The organism is Klebsiella sp. K-3, from assembly GCF_051207495.1.
Classification (GTDB): domain Bacteria; phylum Pseudomonadota; class Gammaproteobacteria; order Enterobacterales; family Enterobacteriaceae; genus Klebsiella; species Klebsiella aerogenes.
The window spans coordinates 1-21346 of sequence record NZ_JBPNXF010000003.1 but is presented as its reverse complement, the minus strand read 5'-3'; the positions used below and the strand labels follow the sequence as shown (position 1 = coordinate 21346).

Annotated in this window: 22 protein-coding genes and 1 other annotated feature; of the genes, 13 read left to right on the top strand and 9 right to left on the bottom strand. The window is 54.0% G+C overall.

What is annotated here, in order from left to right; all coding sequences use genetic code 11:
• Window positions 1-83: 83 nt before the first annotated feature.
• On the bottom strand, window positions 84-1370 hold the full coding sequence (locus tag ACSEMK_RS05090) for an HlyC/CorC family transporter (RefSeq protein ID WP_026612238.1): 1287 nt from the start codon (window positions 1368-1370) through the stop codon (window positions 84-86).
• A gap of 17 nt (window positions 1371-1387) precedes the next feature.
• Entirely contained in the window at window positions 1388-2179 is a 792-nt protein-coding gene (locus ACSEMK_RS05085; RefSeq protein ID WP_015703199.1) for a cytochrome C assembly family protein, read from the bottom strand.
• Between the two features lie 166 nt (window positions 2180-2345).
• On the opposite strand from ACSEMK_RS05085, the gene ffh reads away from it, so the two are divergent.
• The 7 genes from ffh (at window position 2346) to ACSEMK_RS05050 (ending at window position 7947) form a co-directional block, all read left to right on the top strand.
• Window positions 2346-3710: a signal recognition particle protein gene (gene ffh / locus ACSEMK_RS05080; RefSeq protein WP_020078159.1), complete on the top strand. Its 1365-nt coding sequence runs from the start codon at window positions 2346-2348 to the stop codon at window positions 3708-3710.
• 238 nt (window positions 3711-3948) lie between these two features.
• Window positions 3949-4197: a 30S ribosomal protein S16 gene (gene rpsP, locus ACSEMK_RS05075; RefSeq protein ID WP_015370257.1), complete on the top strand. Its 249-nt coding sequence runs from the start codon at window positions 3949-3951 to the stop codon at window positions 4195-4197.
• Window positions 4198-4215: 18 nt separating this feature from the next.
• Window positions 4216-4764, top strand: coding sequence for a ribosome maturation factor RimM (gene rimM, locus ACSEMK_RS05070; RefSeq protein ID WP_015703198.1), 549 nt, complete (start codon window positions 4216-4218; stop codon window positions 4762-4764).
• A 31-nt stretch (window positions 4765-4795) separates the two neighbouring features.
• Entirely contained in the window at window positions 4796-5563 is a 768-nt protein-coding gene (gene trmD / locus ACSEMK_RS05065) for a tRNA (guanosine(37)-N1)-methyltransferase TrmD (protein WP_008806092.1), read from the top strand.
• Window positions 5564-5602: 39 nt separating this feature from the next.
• Complete coding sequence (gene rplS / locus ACSEMK_RS05060; protein WP_002914145.1) at window positions 5603-5950, top strand: 50S ribosomal protein L19; 348 nt, start codon at window positions 5603-5605, stop codon at window positions 5948-5950.
• 120 nt (window positions 5951-6070) lie between these two features.
• Window positions 6071-6520, top strand: a complete 450-nt coding sequence (locus ACSEMK_RS05055) for a DUF2946 domain-containing protein (RefSeq protein ID WP_430914591.1) — start codon at window positions 6071-6073, stop codon at window positions 6518-6520.
• A gap of 56 nt (window positions 6521-6576) precedes the next feature.
• A complete protein-coding gene (locus tag ACSEMK_RS05050; RefSeq protein WP_430914590.1) occupies window positions 6577-7947 on the top strand; it encodes a PepSY-associated TM helix domain-containing protein in 1371 nt (456 codons plus the stop codon).
• A 5-nt stretch (window positions 7948-7952) separates the two neighbouring features.
• Here the strand turns inward: ACSEMK_RS05050 and ACSEMK_RS05045 are convergent, their stop codons facing one another.
• Genes ACSEMK_RS05045 through ACSEMK_RS05035 form a run of 3 tightly spaced genes read right to left on the bottom strand, consistent with a single transcriptional unit; the run spans window position 7953 to window position 10170 of the window.
• On the bottom strand, window positions 7953-8432 hold the full coding sequence (locus ACSEMK_RS05045; protein WP_047066771.1) for an OmpA family protein: 480 nt from the start codon (window positions 8430-8432) through the stop codon (window positions 7953-7955).
• A 12-nt stretch (window positions 8433-8444) separates the two neighbouring features.
• The gene (gene dgcN / locus ACSEMK_RS05040) at window positions 8445-9668 is read right to left on the bottom strand and encodes a diguanylate cyclase DgcN (RefSeq protein WP_087858625.1); all 1224 of its coding nucleotides are present in this window, start codon (window positions 9666-9668) and stop codon (window positions 8445-8447) included.
• The gene (locus ACSEMK_RS05035) at window positions 9661-10170 is read right to left on the bottom strand and encodes a YfiR family protein (protein ID WP_026612240.1); all 510 of its coding nucleotides are present in this window, start codon (window positions 10168-10170) and stop codon (window positions 9661-9663) included. The genes dgcN and ACSEMK_RS05035 overlap by 8 nt, the downstream gene beginning before the upstream one ends.
• A 343-nt stretch (window positions 10171-10513) precedes the next feature.
• On the opposite strand from ACSEMK_RS05035, the gene aroF reads away from it, so the two are divergent.
• The 3 genes from aroF to ACSEMK_RS05020 all read left to right on the top strand — a co-directional run bounded on the left by aroF (window position 10514) and on the right by ACSEMK_RS05020 (window position 13656).
• Window positions 10514-11584 (top strand): 3-deoxy-7-phosphoheptulonate synthase AroF, encoded by a 1071-nt coding sequence (gene aroF / locus ACSEMK_RS05030; RefSeq protein WP_213793409.1) that lies wholly within the window; start codon window positions 10514-10516, stop codon window positions 11582-11584.
• 9 nt (window positions 11585-11593) lie between these two features.
• Window positions 11594-12715 (top strand): bifunctional chorismate mutase/prephenate dehydrogenase, encoded by a 1122-nt coding sequence (gene tyrA, locus ACSEMK_RS05025; protein ID WP_015703194.1) that lies wholly within the window; start codon window positions 11594-11596, stop codon window positions 12713-12715.
• A 68-nt stretch (window positions 12716-12783) separates the two neighbouring features.
• Window positions 12784-13656, top strand: a complete 873-nt coding sequence (locus ACSEMK_RS05020; protein WP_430914589.1) for an SMP-30/gluconolactonase/LRE family protein — start codon at window positions 12784-12786, stop codon at window positions 13654-13656.
• Here ACSEMK_RS05020 and pheA read toward each other — a convergent pair.
• The 4 genes from pheA to bamD all read right to left on the bottom strand — a co-directional run bounded on the left by pheA (window position 13653) and on the right by bamD (window position 16421).
• Entirely contained in the window at window positions 13653-14813 is a 1161-nt protein-coding gene (pheA, locus tag ACSEMK_RS05015) for a bifunctional chorismate mutase/prephenate dehydratase (RefSeq protein WP_045378394.1), read from the bottom strand. The genes ACSEMK_RS05020 and pheA overlap by 4 nt on opposite strands.
• 25 nt (window positions 14814-14838) lie before the next feature.
• Window positions 14839-14963: a sequence feature (Phe leader region), on the bottom strand.
• A complete protein-coding gene (gene pheL, locus ACSEMK_RS05010; protein ID WP_100279143.1) occupies window positions 14915-14962 on the bottom strand; it encodes a pheA operon leader peptide PheL in 48 nt (15 codons plus the stop codon). Its footprint overlaps the feature before it by 48 nt.
• A 113-nt stretch (window positions 14964-15076) precedes the next feature.
• Complete coding sequence (gene raiA / locus ACSEMK_RS05005; protein ID WP_002914111.1) at window positions 15077-15412, bottom strand: ribosome-associated translation inhibitor RaiA; 336 nt, start codon at window positions 15410-15412, stop codon at window positions 15077-15079.
• A gap of 271 nt (window positions 15413-15683) precedes the next feature.
• A complete protein-coding gene (gene bamD, locus ACSEMK_RS05000; protein WP_015370268.1) occupies window positions 15684-16421 on the bottom strand; it encodes an outer membrane protein assembly factor BamD in 738 nt (245 codons plus the stop codon).
• 131 nt (window positions 16422-16552) lie between these two features.
• Between bamD and rluD the strand changes: the two genes are divergently transcribed.
• From rluD to clpB, 3 genes are all read left to right on the top strand, one after another.
• The gene (gene rluD / locus ACSEMK_RS04995) at window positions 16553-17533 is read left to right on the top strand and encodes a 23S rRNA pseudouridine(1911/1915/1917) synthase RluD (RefSeq protein ID WP_047077159.1); all 981 of its coding nucleotides are present in this window, start codon (window positions 16553-16555) and stop codon (window positions 17531-17533) included.
• Window positions 17530-18261 (top strand): purine nucleoside phosphorylase YfiH, encoded by a 732-nt coding sequence (gene yfiH / locus ACSEMK_RS04990; protein WP_113374582.1) that lies wholly within the window; start codon window positions 17530-17532, stop codon window positions 18259-18261. The genes rluD and yfiH overlap by 4 nt, the downstream gene beginning before the upstream one ends.
• A 129-nt stretch (window positions 18262-18390) precedes the next feature.
• Window positions 18391-20964, top strand: coding sequence for an ATP-dependent chaperone ClpB (gene clpB, locus ACSEMK_RS04985; protein WP_015703191.1), 2574 nt, complete (start codon window positions 18391-18393; stop codon window positions 20962-20964).
• The last annotated feature ends 382 nt before the right edge of the window (window positions 20965-21346 follow it).

The window sequence follows — 21346 nt, the reverse complement described above, 5'->3', positions numbered from 1 at the left end:
CGGCTGCCTGCGGGTGGCCGTTTTTATTGGCTTTAAATAAAAAACGGCGAACCGAAGTTCACCGTTGTTCTTTGCTGGCTGCGCTATTCCGCCACGCTTTCGCGTAATGATTTCACCGGCATCACCTTCACCTGCTTAATCATATTGTCCTGTACGTCGAGAATATCGATATCATACTGTTCGATACGTACGCGGGTTCCAGGGACCGGGATCTCCTCCAGCGCTTCCAGAATAATGCCGTTTACGGTACGCGCGTCGTCTTCCGGCAGGTGCCAGTTGAACGCTTTGTTGATTTCCCGTACGTTGGCGCCGCCGTCAATAATCACCGAGCCGTCATTAAGCGGCGTCACTTCTTCGGCAAGGGTCGGCGACATTGAGGTGGTGAAGTCTCCCACGATCTCTTCAAGAATATCTTCAACGGTGACCAGCCCCTGAATATCACCATATTCATCAACTACCAGGCCGACTTTCTTTTTATTACGCTGGAATTTCACCAATTGCGTGCTGAGCGGCGTACCTTCCGGCACAAAGTAAATCTCATCTGCCGCTCGCAACATGATCTCTTTTGTGAACTCTTTCTTTTCCGTCATCAGCCGATAGGCTTCACGGACGCGCAGCATGCTGATGGCATCGTCCAGCGAATCACGATACAGCACGATACGGCCATGCGGCGAGTGGGTTAGCTGACGGACGATAGATTTCCAGTCATCGTTGATATCGATACCGACGATCTCATTGCGCGGCACCATGATGTCATTAACGCTGACCTTTTCCAGATCCAGGACCGACAGCAGCATGTCCTGATTCCGCCGTGAGATTTGTGAACGGGATTCATTCACAATCGTTCGTAGTTCATCTTTGCTTAATGCGCCGCTAATGACGTGATCGGTTTTAATGCCCATCATGCGCATCAGTACGCGGGTAATGGTGTTCAACAGCCATACCAGCGGCATCATCAATACCTGTAGCGGCGCCAACAGGAAACTGCTGGGGTAGGCGACCTTTTCCGGATACAGGGCGGCAATGGTTTTAGGTAAGACTTCGGCAAACACCAGCACGACAAAGGTGAGCACGCCGGTGGCAATAGCCACGCCGGCGTCGCCGTACAGACGCATGCCGACGATGGTTCCCAGCGCCGAGGCCAGGATATTGACGAGGTTGTTGCCGATGAGCACCAGGCTAATGAGGCGATCCGGTTTACGCAGCAGCTTTTCCACCCGCTTAGCCGGGCGGTTGCCTTGTTTCGCCATATGGCGCAGCCGATAGCGGTTCAGCGTCATCATGCCGGTTTCGGAACCGGAGAAATAGGCGGAGATAATCACCATGATGATCAGCGTGACGATCAGCGTGGTGGTAGAAATGTGTTCCAGGAGAGACTCCTTAGTCTTTAACTAACAAACTGCTGCAGGACGCGGCTGCCAAAATAAGCCAGGGTTAGCAACCCGGCTCCGGCGACGTTAAACCAGACCACCCGGCGGCCGCGCCAGCCTTCGTGGTAGTGCCCCCACAGCAGTACGATATAGACAAACCAGGCCACGATAGACAGCACCGCTTTATCAATATTTTCGGTATTGAACAGGTTGTGCATATAGAACAACCCGGTGCACAGCGTCAGGGTCAGCAGCACTACGCCAACCTGGGTGATATGAAACATTTTACGCTCAATACTCATCAGCGGCGGCATTTCGCTGCTGAAAGCCAGCTTTTTATTTTTAAGCTGATAGTCAATCCACGCCAGCTGCAGCGCGTATAGCGCGGCGATGATAAGCGTGGCGTAGGCAAAGAGCGACAGGCCGATATGCACCAACATCCCCGGAGTGGTTTCGAGGTGGGTGATGTACTCGTTAGGCACGAAGGTGGCGAAGGCGAGGTTTATTAGCGCAAACGCGTATACGATCGGTAGCAATAGCCAGCCGCGATTACGCGAGGCGACGATGGTCATCACCGTACAGATCATCAGGCTGACCAGTGAGCCGACGTTAAGTAAGCTGAGATTTTGCCCACCTTCGCCGCCGGGGAAAATACGTGACTCCAGCGCGAAGGCGTGGCAAATCAGCGCTATCGTCGCGGAGAGAATCGCCATCCGCCGCCAGCTGCTGTTTTTTTGCAGCAAGCCAGGGATGATCAGCGCAAGGCTGATGGAGTAGGCGACAAGGGCAAGTAGAGCAAACACAGGCATAGGAGCGTCGACTGTTGACTAAATAAGAAAGAGAAGCAGTATAGCGTCACGCGACGTCTGCTCCAACCGTTGCAGCACATTCAGGTTTATGTCGTGTTATACTGCGCCAAATTCGTATTTTTGTGTCGCTGCGGCGACCGACCGTTTCCACCTCAGGCGAGAGACAATGTTTGATAATTTAACCGATCGTTTGTCGCGTACGCTGCGCAACATTAGCGGCCGCGGACGCCTTACCGAAGACAACATTAAAGACACCCTGCGCGAAGTGCGCATGGCGCTGCTGGAGGCCGACGTCGCGCTTCCGGTGGTGCGTGATTTCATCAGCCGCGTCAAAGAGAGCGCGGTAGGACATGAAGTCAATAAAAGCCTGACGCCAGGTCAGGAGTTCGTCAAGATTGTCCGCAACGAGCTGGTTGCGGCGATGGGCGAAGAAAACCAGACGCTGGATTTAGCCGCGCAGCCGCCGGCCGTCGTCCTGATGGCGGGCCTGCAAGGTGCGGGTAAAACGACCAGCGTCGGTAAGCTGGGTAAATTTCTGCGCGAGAAGCACAAGAAAAAAGTGCTGGTCGTTTCCGCGGACGTATACCGCCCGGCGGCGATTAAACAGCTGGAAACGCTGGCAGAGCAGGTCGGTGTGGATTTCTTCCCGTCCGACGTTGGCCAGAAGCCGGTTGATATCGTCAACGCGGCGCTGAAAGAGGCGAAGCTGAAATTCTACGACGTGCTGCTGGTGGATACCGCCGGCCGTCTGCACGTCGATGAAGCGATGATGGACGAAATCAAACAGGTCCACGCCGCGATTAATCCGGTTGAGACGCTGTTTGTCGTCGATGCGATGACCGGTCAGGATGCGGCGAATACCGCGAAGGCCTTTAACGAAGCGCTGCCTTTGACCGGCGTAGTGCTGACCAAAGTGGACGGCGACGCCCGCGGCGGTGCGGCGCTGTCGATTCGTCATATCACCGGCAAGCCGATTAAATTCCTCGGCGTCGGCGAGAAAACCGAAGCGCTGGAGCCGTTCCACCCGGACCGTATCGCTTCCCGTATTCTCGGCATGGGCGACGTGCTGTCGCTTATCGAAGATATCGAGAGCAAAGTTGACCGCGCGCAGGCCGAGAAGCTGGCATCCAAGCTGAAGAAAGGCGACGGTTTCGACCTGACCGACTTCCTTGAGCAACTGCGCCAGATGAAAAACATGGGCGGCATGGCCAGCCTGATGGGCAAACTGCCTGGCATGGGGCAAATTCCCGATAACGTGAAAGCGCAGATGGACGACAAAGTGCTGGTGCGTATGGAAGCGATCATCAACTCGATGACGATGAAAGAGCGCGCCAAGCCGGAAATCATCAAAGGTTCGCGTAAACGCCGTATCGCCGCCGGTTGCGGGATGCAGGTGCAGGACGTGAACCGCTTGCTGAAGCAGTTCGACGACATGCAGCGCATGATGAAGAAGATGAAGTCGAAAGGCGGCATGATGAAGATGATGCGCGGGATGAAAGGGATGATGCCGCCAGGTTTTCCTGGCCGCTAATACGCGTCATAATTCAAGCCGCAGATGCGTTGGCTGCGTTCGTTCACCCCGGTCACGTACTTGTGTACGCTCCCGGGGATTTACTCACTTGCCGCCTTCCTGCAACTCGAATTATTTAGCGTATGTAGTTTTGAATTGATTTTTGCACAGAAATCAGTAAAATTTTCGGGCTTTTAATATGACACCGGGCTCCGTTCCTCGATGGAGCCCGGTTGTTTTATTCACACAAGAGGATGTTATGGTAACTATTCGTTTAGCACGTCACGGCGCTAAAAAGCGTCCGTTCTACCAGGTTGTTGTCACCGACAGCCGTAATGCACGCAACGGTCGCTTCATCGAGCGCGTTGGCTTCTTCAACCCGATCGCTACCGAGAAAGAAGAAGGCACCCGCCTGGATCTGGATCGTATCGCTCACTGGGTTGGCCAGGGCGCTACTGTTTCCGATCGCGTTGCCGCGCTGATCAAAGCCGCTAACAAAGCAGCTTAATCTGTCACGGTGGTCATGATGAGCAAGCAACACACCGCACAAGCACCTGTTGATCCGATTGTATTGGGCAAAATGGGTTCTTCCTACGGTATCCGTGGTTGGCTCAGAGTGTTTTCCTCCACCGAAGACGCTGAAAGCATTTTTGACTATCAGCCCTGGTTAATCCAGAAGGCGGGTCAGTGGCAGGTTGTTGAGCTGGAAAGCTGGCGCCACCACAATCAGGACATCATCATCAAGCTGAAAGGCATTGACGATCGTGATGCGGCGAATCTCCTGACTAATTGCGAAATTATCGTGGATTCATCGCAGCTGCCGGCGCTGGAAGAGGGCGACTATTACTGGAAAGACCTGATGGGCTGCCAGGTAGTTACCACCGAAGGCTATAGCCTGGGTAAAGTCATTGATATGATGGAAACCGGGTCGAATGACGTTCTCGTCATTAAGGCAAACCTGAAAGATGCATTTGGCATCAAGGAGCGGTTGGTTCCGTTCCTCGATGGGCAGGTTATCAAGAAAGTCGATCTCGCTACTCGTACTATCGAAGTAGATTGGGATCCTGGTTTTTAAATTCTCCGGATAAACGGTAAAAGACGGCGCTATGTGGATTGGCATAATTAGCCTGTTTCCTGAAATGTTCCGCGCAATTACCGATTACGGGGTAACTGGCCGGGCAGTAAAAAATGGCCTGCTGAGCATCGAAAGCTGGAGTCCTCGCGACTTCGCTCATGACCGGCACCGTACCGTGGACGATCGTCCTTACGGCGGCGGACCGGGGATGCTAATGATGGTTCAACCCTTACGGGATGCCATTCATGCAGCAAAAGCCGCGGCAGGTGAAGGCGCAAAGGTGATTTATCTGTCACCTCAGGGACGCAAGCTTGATCAAGCGGGCGTCAGCGAACTGGCAACGAATCAGAAACTGATTCTGGTGTGTGGTCGCTACGAAGGGATAGACGAGCGCGTAATCCAAACCGAAATTGACGAAGAATGGTCAATCGGCGATTACGTTCTCAGCGGTGGTGAGTTACCGGCAATGACGCTGATTGACTCCGTTTCCCGGTTCATTCCGGGAGTACTGGGACATGAAGCATCAGCAACGGAAGATTCCTTTGCTGATGGGTTGCTGGATTGCCCGCACTATACCCGTCCTGAAGTGTTAGAAGAGATGGAAGTACCGCCAGTATTGCTGTCGGGAAACCATGCTGAGATACGTCGCTGGCGTCTGAAGCAGTCGCTGGGCCGCACCTGGCTTAGAAGACCTGAACTTCTGGAAAACCTGGCTCTGACTGAAGAGCAAGCAAAGTTGCTGGCGCAGTTCAAAAGCGAACACGCGCAACAGCAGCATAAACATGATGGGCAGGCGTGAGCCCCCAATATCAGTTTACCCAGGATAAGAGATTAAATTATGAGCAACATTATTAAGCAACTTGAACAAGAACAGATGAAGCAGGACGTACCTTCCTTCCGTCCGGGTGATACCGTGGAAGTGAAAGTATGGGTTGTTGAAGGTTCCAAAAAACGTCTGCAGGCATTCGAGGGCGTGGTTATCGCTATTCGTAACCGCGGTCTGCACTCTGCATTCACTGTTCGTAAAATTTCCAACGGCGAAGGCGTTGAGCGTGTCTTCCAGACTCACTCTCCGGTAGTTGACAGCATTGCTGTTAAACGTCGTGGTGCTGTACGTAAAGCTAAACTGTACTACCTGCGTGAGCGTACCGGTAAGTCTGCTCGTATCAAAGAGCGTCTTAACTAAAATTCGCTTTCGCGACATCCTGATAGAAAGGGCTGGCCAGATGGCTGGCCCTTTTTTTATCTGAATTTTAACTATTTTGATGTAAATCAATTACAATATCGCCCGGATTTCGGAGGGGCGGTGAACGGCACTATTTTCTCACAATCAGCATTTCAACGGCGGGCCGGCTGGCTGGCGCTGTTTGCGATCCTGCTGATCGTGGTGGCGCCGCTGATCTCCATATCGCTACAGAAAGATCCCATGAGCGCAATGCCGGGCATGTATCATGCTATGCCGATGGGCGAGTCTCATGATGGGATGTCCGGGCATGAGATGGCCATGATGCACGGCGCTGACAGCGCGTCACAGCCGGCGCATAGCATGCCGGTTGATCACGCCGAAGCCTGCGGCTATTGCGTGCTATTAGCGCACGTACCGGGGCTGCTGTTCGCGCTGGCGCTGTTCTTCGCCATGATCCTGCGGCGCATTCGCCTGCCGGCTTCTCGCCCGGTATTAAAACACTGGCGCTACTTCCCCTGGCTCTACCCTGAAACCCGCGCGCCGCCGCGGCTGTCTGCTTTTTCCCTTTAATAAAAATGAATCTGCGTACTGCGCAACGACCTCTTTTGCTTTAAAAAAGGAAGAGTATGACAACCTGCACCTCGCGCGCGGCATGGTTAAACCTGCTGCGGCGCCTCCATTTCTATATTGGTCTGTTTATCGGACCATTTATCTTTGTCGCGGCCTTGACCGGCACGCTGTATGTCGCCACGCCGCAGCTGGAAAACTGGCTGTACCATGAGGCCTTACAGGGCTCGCTCAACGGCGAAAAACAGCCTCTTAGCGCGCAAATTGCCGTCGCCAAAGAGGCCACGCAAAACAATCTCCGACTGCAGGCCGTGCGCCCGGGTATTACCGCCGGCGAAACGACGCGGGTGATGTTTGCCGACCCGCGGCTGGGGGAATCAGAAAACCGGGCTATTTTTGTTGACCCGGTGACGCTACGGGTCAAAGGCGATCTGACGGTTTACGGTACCAGCGGTATTTTACCGCTGCGCCAGTGGATTGATTACGCGCATAAATCATTGCTGCTGGGCGACGGCGGCAGACTGTACAGCGAACTGGCGGCCTCCTGGATGTGGGTCGCGGCGTTGGGCGGTATTGCGCTATGGGCGATGACCCGTCCGAAACGGCGGATAAATAATCGGCTGCAAAATACCCGCCGTCTGCACGTGATGCTGGGCTGGATGTTACTGGTTGGGATGTTACTGTTTTCCGCCACCGGCTTAACCTGGTCGCAGTGGGCGGGCGGTAACGTCGATAAGATGCGCGACGCGTTTGGCTGGCTAACGCCGCAGGTCAATACGCAACTTCATGGCGGGGAGGCGATGCCGCCCGATCCGCACGCCGGGCACCACATGGCGCATATGGCAATGGATGAGCCACAGGTGAAAGTGACTGCGGATCGGTTCGATAGCGTATTACAGGTGGCGCAGGCCGCAGGGTTGACGGCCAGCAAGCTGGAGATCCGGCCGCCAAAAAGCGCGGGGATGGCGTGGACGGTGAATGAAATTGACCGTAGCTGGCCGACGCGGGTCGATGCGGTGGCCATCGATGGCGAGACGTTACAAGTCGTGGATCGTACCCGCTTTAGCGATTTCCCGTTAATGGCTAAGCTGACCCGTTGGGGCGTCGATTTTCATATGGGTTTACTGTTCGGGGTGGCGAACCAGTTGCTGTTGGTGGCATTCGGGTTGGCCCTGTGCGTCATGATCGTCGTCGGCTATCGCCTGTGGTGGATCCGCCGTCCGGCGCAGAGTGCGTTTAATCCTGCACAAACGTTGGTGCAAGCGTGGCTGGGGTTAAGTGTCGCCGCCCGGGCGCTTGCGCTGTTAATAGCGCTCCTGCTCGGGCTGGCGGTGCCGCTGATGGGCGTCAGCCTCGCGGCGTGCCTCGTGGTTGATTACCTGCGCTGGCGCGCGGCTTCAGCGATGAGGCTGGCAAAGTCGGTAGACTAACGTACTTAAGGCGTGCTGATCACCACGGTAACGCGGCGGTTTTCAGCACGGCCTGCCGCGGTATCGTTGCTGGCGATGGGGTACTTTTTACCTAACCCGCGGGTGGTTAAATTACTGCGCGGGATCTTCGCGCCTTCAGCCCAGGCATCCGCCACGCTGTTGGCGCGCTTTAATGACAGCGCTTCGTTGTAGCTGTCTTCGCCGTAGTTATCGGTATGACCTTCAAGACGGCTATGGGTAATACCGGTTTCAGCTAACCGTGCGGCCATACTGTGGATTTGCTGCTGGCTGTCGGGACGCAGGCGATAGTCGTTTTTGTCAAACAGAATGCTGTCAGACAAACCTAAAGACCAATCACCGGCGGCTTCGGTAAAGCCGTAAGACTTCATTGCCGCGACCTGTTCTTTCGAGAACTTACCTGGCGCCTGGCACCCAGTGAGGAGAAATGCAGCCAGAAGAGTGGGCGCAATAAATTGCCTGAGCATAGTAATTCCTTCTTATTTTTGTGTGTGATGAAAACGCTGGTTTTTCATCCGATACATATTCTGATCGGCCAGTTCCTGCAGCTCCTCCACCGAGGTGTGTTCCCAGGTCAAAGCATAGCCAATACTTAGAGAGAGCGTTGCCGTGTGGCCATTGTGGAGGTTGAATGGCTGAAGAAACTGTTCGGACAGCGTTGCGCAAAGCGCCTGGACTTCGGTTTCTGTATGCACATCGTGCAATAAAATGGCGAATTCATCGCCGCCCAGGCGCCATGCCTGGTGTTGGTCGCCAACGAATGCCATCAGGCGGCTGGCGACCTCAATAAGGACTTTATCGCCGGCGGCGTGTCCCCAGTTATCGTTAATGAGTTTGAAATTATCGCCGTCAAGAAACAGCAGCGCCGAACTATGACGTGCCGCGTCATCGTCCATCAGCTTCCCGATGACGTTGCGAAACGCCGCGCGATTCGCCAATCCCGTTAGTGGATCATGCAACGAGCTGCGCAGCAGTTGCGCATTTTTCGCCTGTAGTTGACGCTGCCAATCCTCCATTTCTCCGAGCAGGCTATTGAAGTCCTGGGCGAAGAGATGGAATTCCTCAATACGCTCTTCCGGTACACGGCGCGAGAAATGGCGGTTTTCGCGGATATCATGTACCACTTCGGTAATACTTTGCAGCGCGGCGACAATACCGCGGTGCAGAGAATGGGTGAGCATCAGGGCGATAACGGACGCCAGCAGAATACTACCGGTCAACACGATCAGCGAAGTACCAAGAAAATGACTGATTAACCGATCGAGCGCCTTCAGACGAAGCTCACCGATTATTTTCCCCTGATGCCAGATTGGCTGGACGGTCGGTTCAGGAAACAGCCATTTACTAATATAACCACTGAATTTTTCGTTTTTAACTAAGGCGTCATTACGCCAATCGGCGAAATGGCGCTGACGGCTGTCCAGCAGCATAGCTTCGGAAAATTGTCCCTGTCTTCCAAGCGTCGCCAGCGTATCTTCTGCGGCGGTAGCATCGCCAAAAACCAGCGCCGCTTCGAGACTGCGGCCCATGGTTGCCGCGGTGAGCTCAAGATTTTTTTGCGCGTACTGTTTTAACGTGATGACAGAGGCGGCACTGAGCAAAAGCCAGACCAGCGTCATCGAAATCACTACGCTTATCATACTGATTCGGCGTAACGCGTTTTTGAAAGTGGGGCGCGGGGCCTGAGAAAAATCCTTATTCATGTGATTTCTTCCGGGCAAGCATCAGTACGTCCGGATTGACCCGTACACCGCTATGCGTCAGGACATCCAGATTAACGGAAAACCTCACCCTATCGTCATTTATGAGCAAGCAAAAAGCGCTGCCAAAAGAGCAATCGGTATTTTGTTCCGCTATGAGTAATAGAGGACGGGAGCCATATTTTTTTGTTAATGCAGACTGCTGATCCGGGGTTTCGCTGCCGAAATACAAACCGTCGCAGCTGGCCTTTAGGGCTTCCTGTGAATTTCGAACTATCACCGGTTGATAAGGTAAATTTTCCGGCGCTTCCTGAGCCAAACTGCGGATATATCGGGAGGTGGAAAAAACGCATAACTTCGGCGGGCCGGATAAATTTGGCCAGCGCGTATAAGTCACAATCCCCGAAACTATGGCGCGAACGTTCTCAGATGTCTCAGCGGCAAAAGCGGGAACTCCCGCGATGAGCAAAAAGAAAAGCAAAAATAGACGGTAAAACTCTTTCATTAACGGGTCCGTCAAATCGTTATTGCACGGGAAACGCAGTTCGCAGTTGCCTGAGCGGAGAATAGCATTATTGGCAAAAAGCGTCATTAGCTGCCCCGGCCGCTTTGAGATAATCCTTACCAGGAATTTTAGTAAAGGAATGCATAAAGCGCGGCGGCAAAAAGAGTCTTTCGTTACGTGTACATTTATGTGAACACTTTTCTGCTAATCCAATGTCAATTATTTTGCTGGTGTAAATTAATGTTTACGTAATATGGATTGATATCTTTACTTTATATGGTATGGTTACGTCATGCCCGCTGAGGCAACAACTATCGCAAACGAGCTATACAGGATCGCCATCATGCAAAAAGACGCGCTGAATAACGTACATATTACCGATGAACAAGTTCTGATTACCCCGGATCAGCTGAAAGCCGAATTCCCGTTAACCGTGGAGCAGGAAGCGCAGATCGCGCATTCCCGCCAGACTATTTCCAACATTATTGCCGGCCGCGATCCGCGTCTGTTGGTGGTCTGCGGTCCTTGCTCAATCCACGATCCGGAAGCTGCTATCGAATATGCTCGTCGATTTAAAGCCCTTGCCGCAGAGGTCAGCGATAGCCTCTACCTGGTGATGCGCGTCTATTTTGAAAAGCCACGTACCACCGTTGGCTGGAAAGGGCTGATTAACGATCCACACATGGATGGCTCGTTTGATGTTGAAGGCGGTCTCAAGATCGCGCGTCGCCTGCTGGTTGATTTGGTCAATATGGGCCTGCCGCTGGCGACAGAAGCGCTCGATCCTAATAGCCCGCAGTACCTTGGCGATCTGTTCAGCTGGTCCGCCATCGGCGCGCGTACCACCGAATCGCAGACTCACCGTGAAATGGCATCCGGTCTGTCAATGCCGGTTGGTTTTAAAAACGGTACCGATGGCAGCCTGGCGACGGCGATCAACGCCATGCGCGCCGCCGCGATGCCGCACCGCTTCGTCGGTATCAACCAGGCCGGCCAGGTTTGTCTGCTGCAGACCCAGGGGAATCCGGATGGTCACGTCATTCTGCGCGGCGGCAAAGCGCCTAACTACGGCCCGGAAGACGTTGAGAAGTGCGAAAAAGAGATGGCGCAGGCGGGACTGAAACCGTCGCTGATGATAGATTGCAGTCATGGTAATTCCAATAAAGACTACCGTCGTCAGCCGGCGGTTGCGGAATCCGTCGTCGCGCAGATCAAAGATGGCAACCGTTCCATCATTGGCCTGATGATTGAGAGCAATATCCACGAAGGCAATCAGTCTTCTGAGCAGCCCCGTTGCGATATGAAGTACGGCGTATCCGTCACCGATGCCTGCATCAGCTGGGAAACTACCGATGCACTGCTGCGCGAGCTTGATTGCGATCTGCGCGGACATCTGGCGGCACGTCTGGGTTAAGAGGATTGTATGGTTGCTGAACTGACCGCATTGCGCGATCAAATTGATGAAGTTGATAAGGCGCTGCTTGATTTGCTGGCAAAACGCCTGGAGCTGGTGGCGGAAGTTGGCGAGGTTAAGAGTAAATATGGCCTGCCCATTTACGTACCGGAACGCGAAGCCGCGATGCTGGCTTCCCGCCGGGAAGAGGCGGCGGCGCTCGGCGTGCCGCCGGATCTTATCGAGGATGTCCTGCGCCGGGTGATGCGCGAATCGTATTCAAGTGAAAACGACAAAGGCTTCAAAACGCTGCATCCGAATCTGCGCCCGGTGGTTATTGTTGGCGGCGGCGGGCAGATGGGGCGTCTGTTTGAGAAGATGCTGACGCTGTCAGGTTATCAGGTGCGGGTGCTGGAAAAAGAAGACTGGCCGCGGGCGACAGAGATTGTCGCCGATGCCGGGATGGTTATCGTCAGCGTTCCGATCCATACCACAGCAGAGACGATTTCGCGTCTGCCGCCGCTGCCGGCGGATTGCATTCTGGTCGATCTGGCTTCCATCAAAGCCGAGCCGCTGCAGGCGATGCTGGCGGCGCATAACGGCCCGGTATTGGGATTACACCCGATGTTCGGTCCGGATAGCGGCAGCCTGGCGAAACAGGTGGTGGTGTACTGCGACGGGCGTCAGCCGGAAGCGTATCAGTGGTTCCTTGAACAGATTCAGGTCTGGGGCGCGCGACTGCACCGCATCAGCGCCGTTGAGCACGATCAGAACATGGCGTTTATTCAGGCGTTGCGTCACTTTGCCACTTTCGCCTATGGCCTGCATCTGGCCGAAGAGAACGTTCGTCTTGAGCAACTATTGGCGCTCTCTTCGCCGATTTATCGGCTGGAGCTGGCGATGGTGGGGCGTCTGTTTGCCCAGGATCCGCAGCTGTATGCCGACATCATTATGTCGTCAGAAAATAATCTGGCGTTGATTAAGCGCTACTACCAGCGTTTCGGCGAAGCGATTGGCCTGCTGGAGCAGGGCGATAAACAGGCGTTTATCGACAGCTTCCGTAAAGTCGAACACTGGTTTGGCGATTACGCCCAGCGCTTCCAGAGCGAAAGCCGCACGCTGCTGCGTCAGGCGAATGATAATCGACAGTAAGTCCGCTAAACGTGTATACAATAAAGCCAGAGGGGTAACCCGCTGGCTTTTTTTATAGGGATGAAAAGATGGCTCAACCGCAACCGCTGTTTGATTACGTCGGGCACCTGCCGGAATGCCCAACCTGGAGCGATGCCGAACAGGCACTGTACTGGGCGGATATTCTGGAGTGCGAAATTCACCGCTACGATACACGCAGTAAAGAACACCAGGTTCTGCAATTTCCCGAAGAAGTGGGCTGCTTTGCTCTGCGCGAGAAGGGCGGTTTTATCGTCGCATTACGTAGCGGTATCTGGCTTTGTGATGCCCGTGGTCTGCTGCAACGCAAAATCTGTGATAACCCAAGTAACCCGGATCTGGCGCGTTTTAACGACGGCGGCACCGACCGGGATGGCCGTTTTTACGCAGGCACCTTCTGGGGGCCGGGGGATTACAACGGCGCGCTGCTGGTACGGATTGATAATGACCTGACGCCAAAGGTGGTGCAGTGCGATATTCATGGTGCTAATGGTCTGGCGTTTAGCGACGATAAGCGCTGGATGTATACCTCCGATACGCCGAACGCGGTGATTTACCGCACGCCGCTGGATGAACAGGGTGAGCCGGGCAAACGGGAAGTACTTCGTCGTTTCCATCCGGGAGAAGGGATCCCTGACGGTGCGGCGGTTGATGAAGAAGGCTGTTACTGGAGCGCGATGTTTGACGGCTGGCGGATTGCCCGTTTTTCGCCGAACGGAGAACAACTGGAAGAGTATCGCGTGCCGGTGCGTTGCCCCACGATGGTGTGTTTCGGCGGCGCGGATATGAAAACGCTCTATATCACTACTACCCGGGAAAATATGGACGCCGACGAAGTGGCGAAATATCCGCTTTCCGGCGCCATCTTCACCCTGCCGGTTGCGGTGGCAGGGATGAAGAAACGGCAATTTATTGAACGTTAAGCCGGGTCGACCGGCACGACGTTTTCGCTTGGGTAACAGCCCAGTACTTTCATCGAACGGGTAATTTCGGCCAGCTCTTTTAAAGCCTTACGTAGCGGAAGGGATTCCAGGTTGGCCTGAATATCCAGATAAAACATCTCTTCCCACGGGTTACCGTGGATTGGCCGCGATTCCAGCTTGCTCATGATCAGGTTGTGGTTACGCAGCACCAGTAGCGCTTCAACCAGCGCGCCTGCCTGTTGGCCGGTGGCGATTAACAGCGTCGTTTTCGCCGGCACCTGATCGGATACGTTCACCGCTTTACGCGCCAGTACCAGGAAACGAGTGATGTTTTGCGTCTGGTTAGCCTGGCAGTGCTCCAGCACCTGCAGCCCGTACAGCGCGCCGCCGGCCTCGCTACCCAGCGCGGCAACGGTGGGGGATTTTGCCTGCGCGACCTTTTCCATCGCCGCCGAGGTGCTCTCGGTGTACTCGATTTTCCAGTGCGGATAGCGGCTTAAATACTGGCTGCACTGCTGGAACGGCTGCGGATGGCTATAGACGGTCTTGATCTTATCGGCGTCCGTTGAGGAGGAAACGAGCACACAGTGATCGATTGGCAGCGTCAGTTCGCCGACGATCGACAGACTGGTATGCTGCAGCAGATCGTACACATCGTTGATCCCGCCGGAGCTGGTGTTTTCAATCGGCACGACGGCGTAATCGGCCTGACCGGTTTCGACCTGCTCAAAGATATCGGCGAATTTCGCGCAGCCGCTTTCGATAAATTGCTCAAAATGACGCGCGGCGTACTGGCGCGCGGCAAGATGTGAGTACGAGCCTTTAGGCCCCAGGAAGGCGATACGCGCGGAGTGGGGGTTAATCTTATTAAGATGCTGCTGCAGAAGCGCCTGCTGGGTAAGAACGGAGTCTTCAATAATCAGCTGGAACAGGCGGGTAATGTAGTGGGCGTCCAGATGGTGCTTTTTGCCAAGCGTCATTAAACGCTCCAGCAGGTCGCGTTCGCGGTCGATATCGCGTACCGGACGGTGCGATTCCAGCTTCGCTTTCCCGACCTCCACCGCCAGGCCGCGGCGTTCAGCCAGCAGCGCGAGCAGTTTTTCATCCAGGGCGCTTATTTTGTCGCGCAGGGCCAGTAATGGGTTTTCCTCGGTCATGATTGTGTTGCCTTTCTTGTTATCAATAAAAAAGGCCTCCCGCGTGGGAGGCCTTGTTATTCGTCTTCGCATTCTTTCTTATACGACGAACCGCCTCCCAGTCAGGGGAAGGTAAAAAAGAATGCGAAGAAGAACGGGAGTCGTTTCACGATGAATTCCTTAGGTTAGTGTGGATTACAGTACCTGTACTGTTTTCATCCTGTCAATTAAAAAACGAAAAACGCGCCCGAAGGCGCGTGGCATGACACAACTTAAGTTAAGGATTACTCTTCTTCTTCCACAAAGCCTGCCTCTTTCACCGATGTGGCGGCGCGGCGGGCTTCCCCTTTGTGTTGCACTTTATTCAGCTGCCGTTCCAGCTTGTTGATCAATTCGTTAATGGCGGCGTACATGTCTTCATGACGCGCGCTGGCAACCAGATGACCGTTCGGCGTATTGATGGTTGCGTCAGCAATAAAACCCTGCGGCTCCTTAGAGAGAATGATGTGCGGGTTGATTAAATGAGTTTGCCACTTATCCAGTTTGGCGAGACGGTCTGCGACATGCTGGCGGATTGCCGGAGTAATTTCCATTTGTTTACTGGTAATGTTCATTGTCATAAATTTTACCTCTTGTCTTTCCCGTCTTGGTGAACCCAGCATACCTCGCCCAATGTCAAAATGTGTGATCTAAATCACATTTAAATGTCACTTTTTGTCAACGAATTCATTTTGTGAGACAGGACAGGAACGGATGAGATTTTACTTGTCGAAATGAAGAAAGGGGGCCATATTTGATGAGTTAACTCGGCGCTAAACCGCTTCAGCGCTGGTGTTCATTGAATAAAAAAACGGCAGCCAGGGGCTGCCGTTTTGCTTTCTGCTATCACCCTCAGGTGTTTTTGCCGTTGGCGGCGATGATTTTGGCGACTTTGTCAGCCTGCGCGTTCATTTGCATCTGACGATAGGCGTTTTCCATCTTCGGCAGCGCATCGCGAGTGGCCTGCGTATCCGGGTAGTTACGCAGCATACCGTCAACGCGGTTCACGACGGCAACCCAGGCGCCGCGGTCGGTGTAATAATCCACCACCGATAGCTCATACTTCGCCAGACGGTCTTTCAGGAACACCAGACGCTTGTAGGCGTCAGTGGCGTACTGGCTGTTCGGATAACCGCGAACCAGCTTCGAGAAATCATTGAATGCGTCGCGAGCGTGCTGCGGGTCGCGGTCGGAACGATCGACGCCGAAGAAGCCCTGCAGGGCGCTGTCATCAAGGGCCATGTTAGTCAGGCCGCGCATATAGATGACGTAGTCAATGTTTGGATGCGTAGGATTCAGACGAGCGAAACGATCGATTGCGGCCTGAGCCAGCGGCAAATCGGCATTTTTGTAATACGCATAAATCAGGTCCAGCTGTACCTGTTGGGAGTAAGGACCAAATGGATAGCGATTATCCAACGCTTCCAGTTGCGTTATTGCCTGTTTCCAGTTACCGTCCTGCAACTTTTGCTGGGCGGTCGCGTAAATTTCATTCGGCGGATTATCAGGCACCTCCTCCTTTGAGCCAGAGCAACCCACCAAAGCCAGGCTCAGTGTGGCTGCTGCCACCAGGTATTTCATGCGCGTCATGACGTTTTGACTTCCTCAAAATGTTTATGCGGGAGAATCTCTGTTCCTGCTCCCGATTAAGACCAGCTACAATAGCACACTATATTAAACGGCAAAGCCGTAAAACCCAACGTTAAACGAAGAAGCTGTATATGGCACAACGAGTACAACTCACCGCAACGGTGTCCGAAAATCAACTCGGTCAACGCTTAGATCAGGCTTTGGCCGAATTGTTCCCGGATTATTCACGTTCGCGGATAAAAGAATGGATCCTTGACCAGCGCGTGCTGGTAAACGGCAACGTCATCGACAAGCCGAAAGAAAAGGTTTTTGGCGGCGAAGCCGTCTCTATCGATGTTGAGATCGAGGAAGACGTGCGTTTTGAACCGCAGGATATTCCGCTCAATATCGTCTATGAAGATGACGACATCCTGGTCATCAACAAACCACGTGATTTGGTTGTGCACCCCGGTGCGGGCAACCCTGACGGTACTGTGCTGAATGCGCTGCTGCATTACTATCCGCCCATTGCCGATGTCCCTCGCGCGGGTATTGTTCACCGTCTGGATAAAGACACCACCGGCCTGATGGTCGTGGCGAAGACTATTCCGGCGCAAACGCGTCTGGTCGAGTCGCTGCAGCTGCGCGAAATTACCCGCGAGTATGAAGCGGTGGCCATCGGCCATATGACCGCTGGCGGTACGGTTGAAGAACCAATCAGCCGTCACCCAACCAAGCGTACGCATATGGCGGTTCACCCGATGGGTAAACCGGCGGTGACCCATTACCGCATTATGGAGCATTTCCGTATCCACACCCGTTTGCGCCTGCGTCTGGAAACCGGCCGTACCCACCAGATTCGCGTCCATATGGCGCATATCACCCATCCTCTGGTGGGCGATCAGGTTTACGGCGGCCGCCCGCGTCCGCCGAAAGGGGCATCGGACGAGTTCATCAACGCGCTGCGCAAATTCGATCGCCAGGCATTGCACGCGACCATGCTGCGTTTGTATCACCCAATAACCGGCATTGAGATGGAATGGCACGCGCCGATCCCGCAGGATATGGTGGAACTGATCGACGCCATGCGCGCCGATTTTGAAGCCCATAAGGACGATATTGACTGGCTATGACAAAGCTGATTGTTCCGCAGTGGCCTATGCCGAAAGGCGTAGCGGCCTGTAGTTCTACTCGTTTGGGCGGCGTGAGCCTGCCTCCGTATGACTCGTTGAACCTTGGCGCCCATTGCGGCGACGATCTCCTGCATGTCGAAGAAAACCGCCGGCGGATGTTTGCCGCTGGCGGATTACCCTCTTATCCGGTGTGGCTGGAGCAGGTGCATGGCACCACGGTACTAAAATTGGATGGCGGGCCGTACGTGTCAAAACGCGCCGATGCGTCATACTGTAATAGGCCGGGTACCGTTTGTGCGGTGATGACCGCGGACTGCCTGCCGGTGCTGTTCTGTAACCGCGCCGGAACCGAGGTAGCGGCGGCGCACGCCGGATGGCGCGGCTTATGTGAAGGCGTACTGGAAGAAACGGTCGCCTGCTTTAAAGATAAACCGGAAAATATTCTGGCCTGGCTTGGTCCGGCAATTGGCCCAGAGGCGTTTGAAGTCGGTGCGGAAGTACGCGAGGCTTTCATCGCCAAAGATGCCCAGGCGGAGAGCGCCTTCCGTCCTGCCGGTGAAAAATATTTTGCTAATATCTATCAATTGGCTCGTCAGCGTCTGGCTAACGTCGGCGTTGAGCAGATTTTCGGCGGCGATCGTTGCACTCTAAGTGAAAAGGATGATTTTTTCTCTTATCGTCGCGACAAGACCACAGGTCGTATGGCAAGTTTCATTTGGCTGATATAACCTAGAGAATCAAGACGATCCAGAAGGCAAACTTATTTTTCACATAGTTCAGGTCTTTAACCTTGAATAATTGAGGGATGACCTCATTTAATCTCCAGTAGCAAATTTGACCTGTTTATGGGAGGAGTTATGCGTCTGGATCGTCTTACTAATAAATTCCAGCTTGCTCTTGCCGATGCCCAGTCGCTAGCACTCGGGCACGACAACCAATTCATCGAACCACTTCATCTAATGAGCGCCTTACTGAATCAGGAAGGGGGATCGGTACATCCTTTATTAACCTCGGCGGGTGTTAACGCCGTGGCGTTACGTAGCCAAATCGAACAGGCGCTGAGCCGTTTACCGCAGGTAGAAGGTACCGGCGGCGACGTGCAGCCGTCTCAGGATCTGGTGCGTATTCTCAATCTTTGCGACAAGCTGGCGCAAAAGAGAAAGGATAACTTTATTTCGTCAGAACTGTTCGTTCTGGCGGCGCTTGAATCACGCGGTACGCTGACCGACCTGCTGAAATCTGCCGGAGCAACAACCGCCAATGTGACTCAGGCGATTGAACAAATGCGCGGAGGTGAAAGCGTGAACGATCAGGGTGCCGAAGACCAACGTCAGGCATTGAAAAAATTTACCGTCGATCTGACCGAACGGGCCGAACAAGGCAAGCTGGACCCGGTGATCGGCCGTGATGAAGAGATCCGTCGTACCATCCAGGTACTTCAGCGCCGTACTAAAAACAACCCGGTTCTGATTGGTGAGCCTGGGGTGGGTAAAACAGCAATCGTCGAAGGACTGGCGCAGCGTATCGTCAACGGCGAAGTACCAGAAGGGCTGAAAGGCCGTCGGGTATTGGCGCTGGATATGGGCGCGCTGGTGGCCGGGGCGAAATATCGCGGTGAATTCGAAGAGCGTCTGAAAGGCGTGCTGAACGATCTGGCGAAACAGGAAGGCAACGTTATCCTGTTTATCGATGAGCTGCACACCATGGTCGGCGCGGGTAAAGCCGACGGCGCGATGGATGCCGGCAACATGCTGAAGCCGGCCCTGGCGCGCGGTGAACTGCACTGCGTCGGCGCCACCACCCTTGATGAATACCGCCAGTACATTGAAAAAGACGCCGCGCTGGAACGTCGTTTCCAGAAAGTGTTCGTTGCCGAGCCGACGGTAGAAGATACCATCGCGATTCTGCGCGGTCTGAAAGAACGTTATGAACTGCACCACCACGTGCAGATCACTGACCCGGCCATCGTGGCGGCGGCGACCCTGTCGCATCGCTATATTGCTGACCGTCAGTTGCCGGACAAAGCCATCGACCTTATCGATGAAGCGGCCTCCAGCATCCGTATGCAGATAGACTCGAAGCCGGAAGAGCTGGACCGTCTCGATCGCCGTATCATCCAGTTGAAGCTGGAACAGCAGGCGCTGAAGAAAGAGGCGGATGAAGCGAGCCTGAAGCGTCTCGATATGCTTAATGAAGAGCTGGCGGACAAAGAAAGTCAGTATTCGGTGCTGGAAGAAGAGTGGAAAGCGGAAAAAGCATCGCTGTCCGGTACGCAGACTATTAAAGCTGAGCTGGAACAAGCCAAAATTGCCATCGAACAAGCACGACGTCTTGGCGACCTCGCGCGGATGTCCGAACTGCAATACGGTAAAATTCCGGAGCTGGAAAAACAGCTGGCGGCAGCCACCCAGTCTGAAGGCAAAACGATGCGCCTGTTACGTAACAAAGTAACCGATGCCGAGATTGCCGAAGTGCTGGCGCGCTGGACCGGCATTCCGGTGGCGCGCATGATGGAAAGCGAGCGTGAGAAATTGCTGCGTATGGAGCAGGATCTACATCATCGCGTCATTGGCCAGGATGAGGCGGTTGAAGCGGTATCCAACGCCATTCGCCGTAGCCGCGCCGGGTTGTCTGACCCGAACCGGCCAATTGGTTCGTTCCTGTTCCTCGGCCCGACCGGGGTGGGTAAAACCGAGCTTTGCAAAACGCTGGCTAACTTCATGTTCGACAGCGACGACGCGATGGTGCGTATCGATATGTCCGAGTTTATGGAGAAACACTCCGTCTCGCGTCTGGTCGGTGCGCCTCCGGGATACGTGGGTTACGAAGAGGGCGGGTATCTGACCGAAGCGGTCCGTCGTCGTCCTTATTCCGTCATCCTGCTGGATGAAGTGGAAAAAGCGCATCCGGATGTATTTAACATTCTGCTGCAGGTGCTTGACGATGGTCGCCTGACCGACGGGCAGGGGAGAACGGTCGACTTCCGTAATACGGTTGTCATCATGACCTCTAACCTCGGTTCCGATCTGATTCAGGAACGTTTCGGCGAGCTGGACTACGGTCATATGAAGGATCTGGTGCTTGGCGTGGTTAGCCAGCGCTTCCGTCCGGAGTTTATCAACCGTATTGATGAAGTGGTGGTCTTCCATCCGTTGGGTGAAAAACACATTGCTTCTATTGCGCAGATCCAACTGCAGCGTTTGTATAAACGTCTGGAAGAACGCGGCTATGAAGTGCATATGTCCGATGAGGCGCTGAAGCTGCTCAGCGAAAATGGCTATGACCCGGTATACGGCGCGCGTCCATTGAAACGTGCCATCCAGCAACAGATAGAGAACCCGTTAGCCCAGCAAATCTTGTCTGGCGAGCTGGTTCCGGGTAAAACCGTCGAGCTGGTGGTGAAAGACGACCGTATCGTGGCAGTGCAGTAAGTCACAAAACGACAAAAACGGGCCCTCAGGGCTCGTTTTTGTTTAAAAACCAGGCAAGAATTAAAGTCCAAGCGATGGTTTGGTTGAAAAGTGAGCGCTTGAATTGTTTTTTTGAATTTATGCTTGTCACTTCAGAATTACTCCCTATAATGCGCCTCCACTGACACGGAACAACGGCAAACAAGCCGCCTGGTCAGCAGGGTTTCAGCAGTGAAATACGACGCTTAAAACCGACAGGGAAAAGCGAAATAAGCGCTTGACTCTGAATGAGGAAAACGTATTATACGGGACCTCGCAACGGTGAGCTGAAAGCCGCGTTGCAACTGCTCTTTAACAATTTATCAGACAATCTGTGTGGGCACTCAAAGTGACATGGATTCTT

Coding starts and splice junctions, on each gene's coding strand:
- ACSEMK_RS05085 (WP_015703199.1), bottom strand. CDS start 2,179: ATGCCTGTGTTTGCTCTACTTGCCCTTGTCGCCTACTCCATCAGCCTT.
- ffh (WP_020078159.1), top strand. CDS start 2,346: ATGTTTGATAATTTAACCGATCGTTTGTCGCGTACGCTGCGCAACATT.
- rpsP (WP_015370257.1), top strand. CDS start 3,949: ATGGTAACTATTCGTTTAGCACGTCACGGCGCTAAAAAGCGTCCGTTC.
- rimM (WP_015703198.1), top strand. CDS start 4,216: ATGAGCAAGCAACACACCGCACAAGCACCTGTTGATCCGATTGTATTG.
- trmD (WP_008806092.1), top strand. CDS start 4,796: ATGTGGATTGGCATAATTAGCCTGTTTCCTGAAATGTTCCGCGCAATT.
- rplS (WP_002914145.1), top strand. CDS start 5,603: ATGAGCAACATTATTAAGCAACTTGAACAAGAACAGATGAAGCAGGAC.
- ACSEMK_RS05050 (WP_430914590.1), top strand. CDS start 6,577: ATGACAACCTGCACCTCGCGCGCGGCATGGTTAAACCTGCTGCGGCGC.
- ACSEMK_RS05045 (WP_047066771.1), bottom strand. CDS start 8,432: ATGCTCAGGCAATTTATTGCGCCCACTCTTCTGGCTGCATTTCTCCTC.
- dgcN (WP_087858625.1), bottom strand. CDS start 9,668: ATGAATAAGGATTTTTCTCAGGCCCCGCGCCCCACTTTCAAAAACGCG.
- ACSEMK_RS05035 (WP_026612240.1), bottom strand. CDS start 10,170: ATGAAAGAGTTTTACCGTCTATTTTTGCTTTTCTTTTTGCTCATCGCG.
- aroF (WP_213793409.1), top strand. CDS start 10,514: ATGCAAAAAGACGCGCTGAATAACGTACATATTACCGATGAACAAGTT.
- tyrA (WP_015703194.1), top strand. CDS start 11,594: ATGGTTGCTGAACTGACCGCATTGCGCGATCAAATTGATGAAGTTGAT.
- ACSEMK_RS05020 (WP_430914589.1), top strand. CDS start 12,784: ATGGCTCAACCGCAACCGCTGTTTGATTACGTCGGGCACCTGCCGGAA.
- pheA (WP_045378394.1), bottom strand. CDS start 14,813: ATGACCGAGGAAAACCCATTACTGGCCCTGCGCGACAAAATAAGCGCC.
- raiA (WP_002914111.1), bottom strand. CDS start 15,412: ATGACAATGAACATTACCAGTAAACAAATGGAAATTACTCCGGCAATC.
- bamD (WP_015370268.1), bottom strand. CDS start 16,421: ATGACGCGCATGAAATACCTGGTGGCAGCAGCCACACTGAGCCTGGCT.
- rluD (WP_047077159.1), top strand. CDS start 16,553: ATGGCACAACGAGTACAACTCACCGCAACGGTGTCCGAAAATCAACTC.
- yfiH (WP_113374582.1), top strand. CDS start 17,530: ATGACAAAGCTGATTGTTCCGCAGTGGCCTATGCCGAAAGGCGTAGCG.
- clpB (WP_015703191.1), top strand. CDS start 18,391: ATGCGTCTGGATCGTCTTACTAATAAATTCCAGCTTGCTCTTGCCGAT.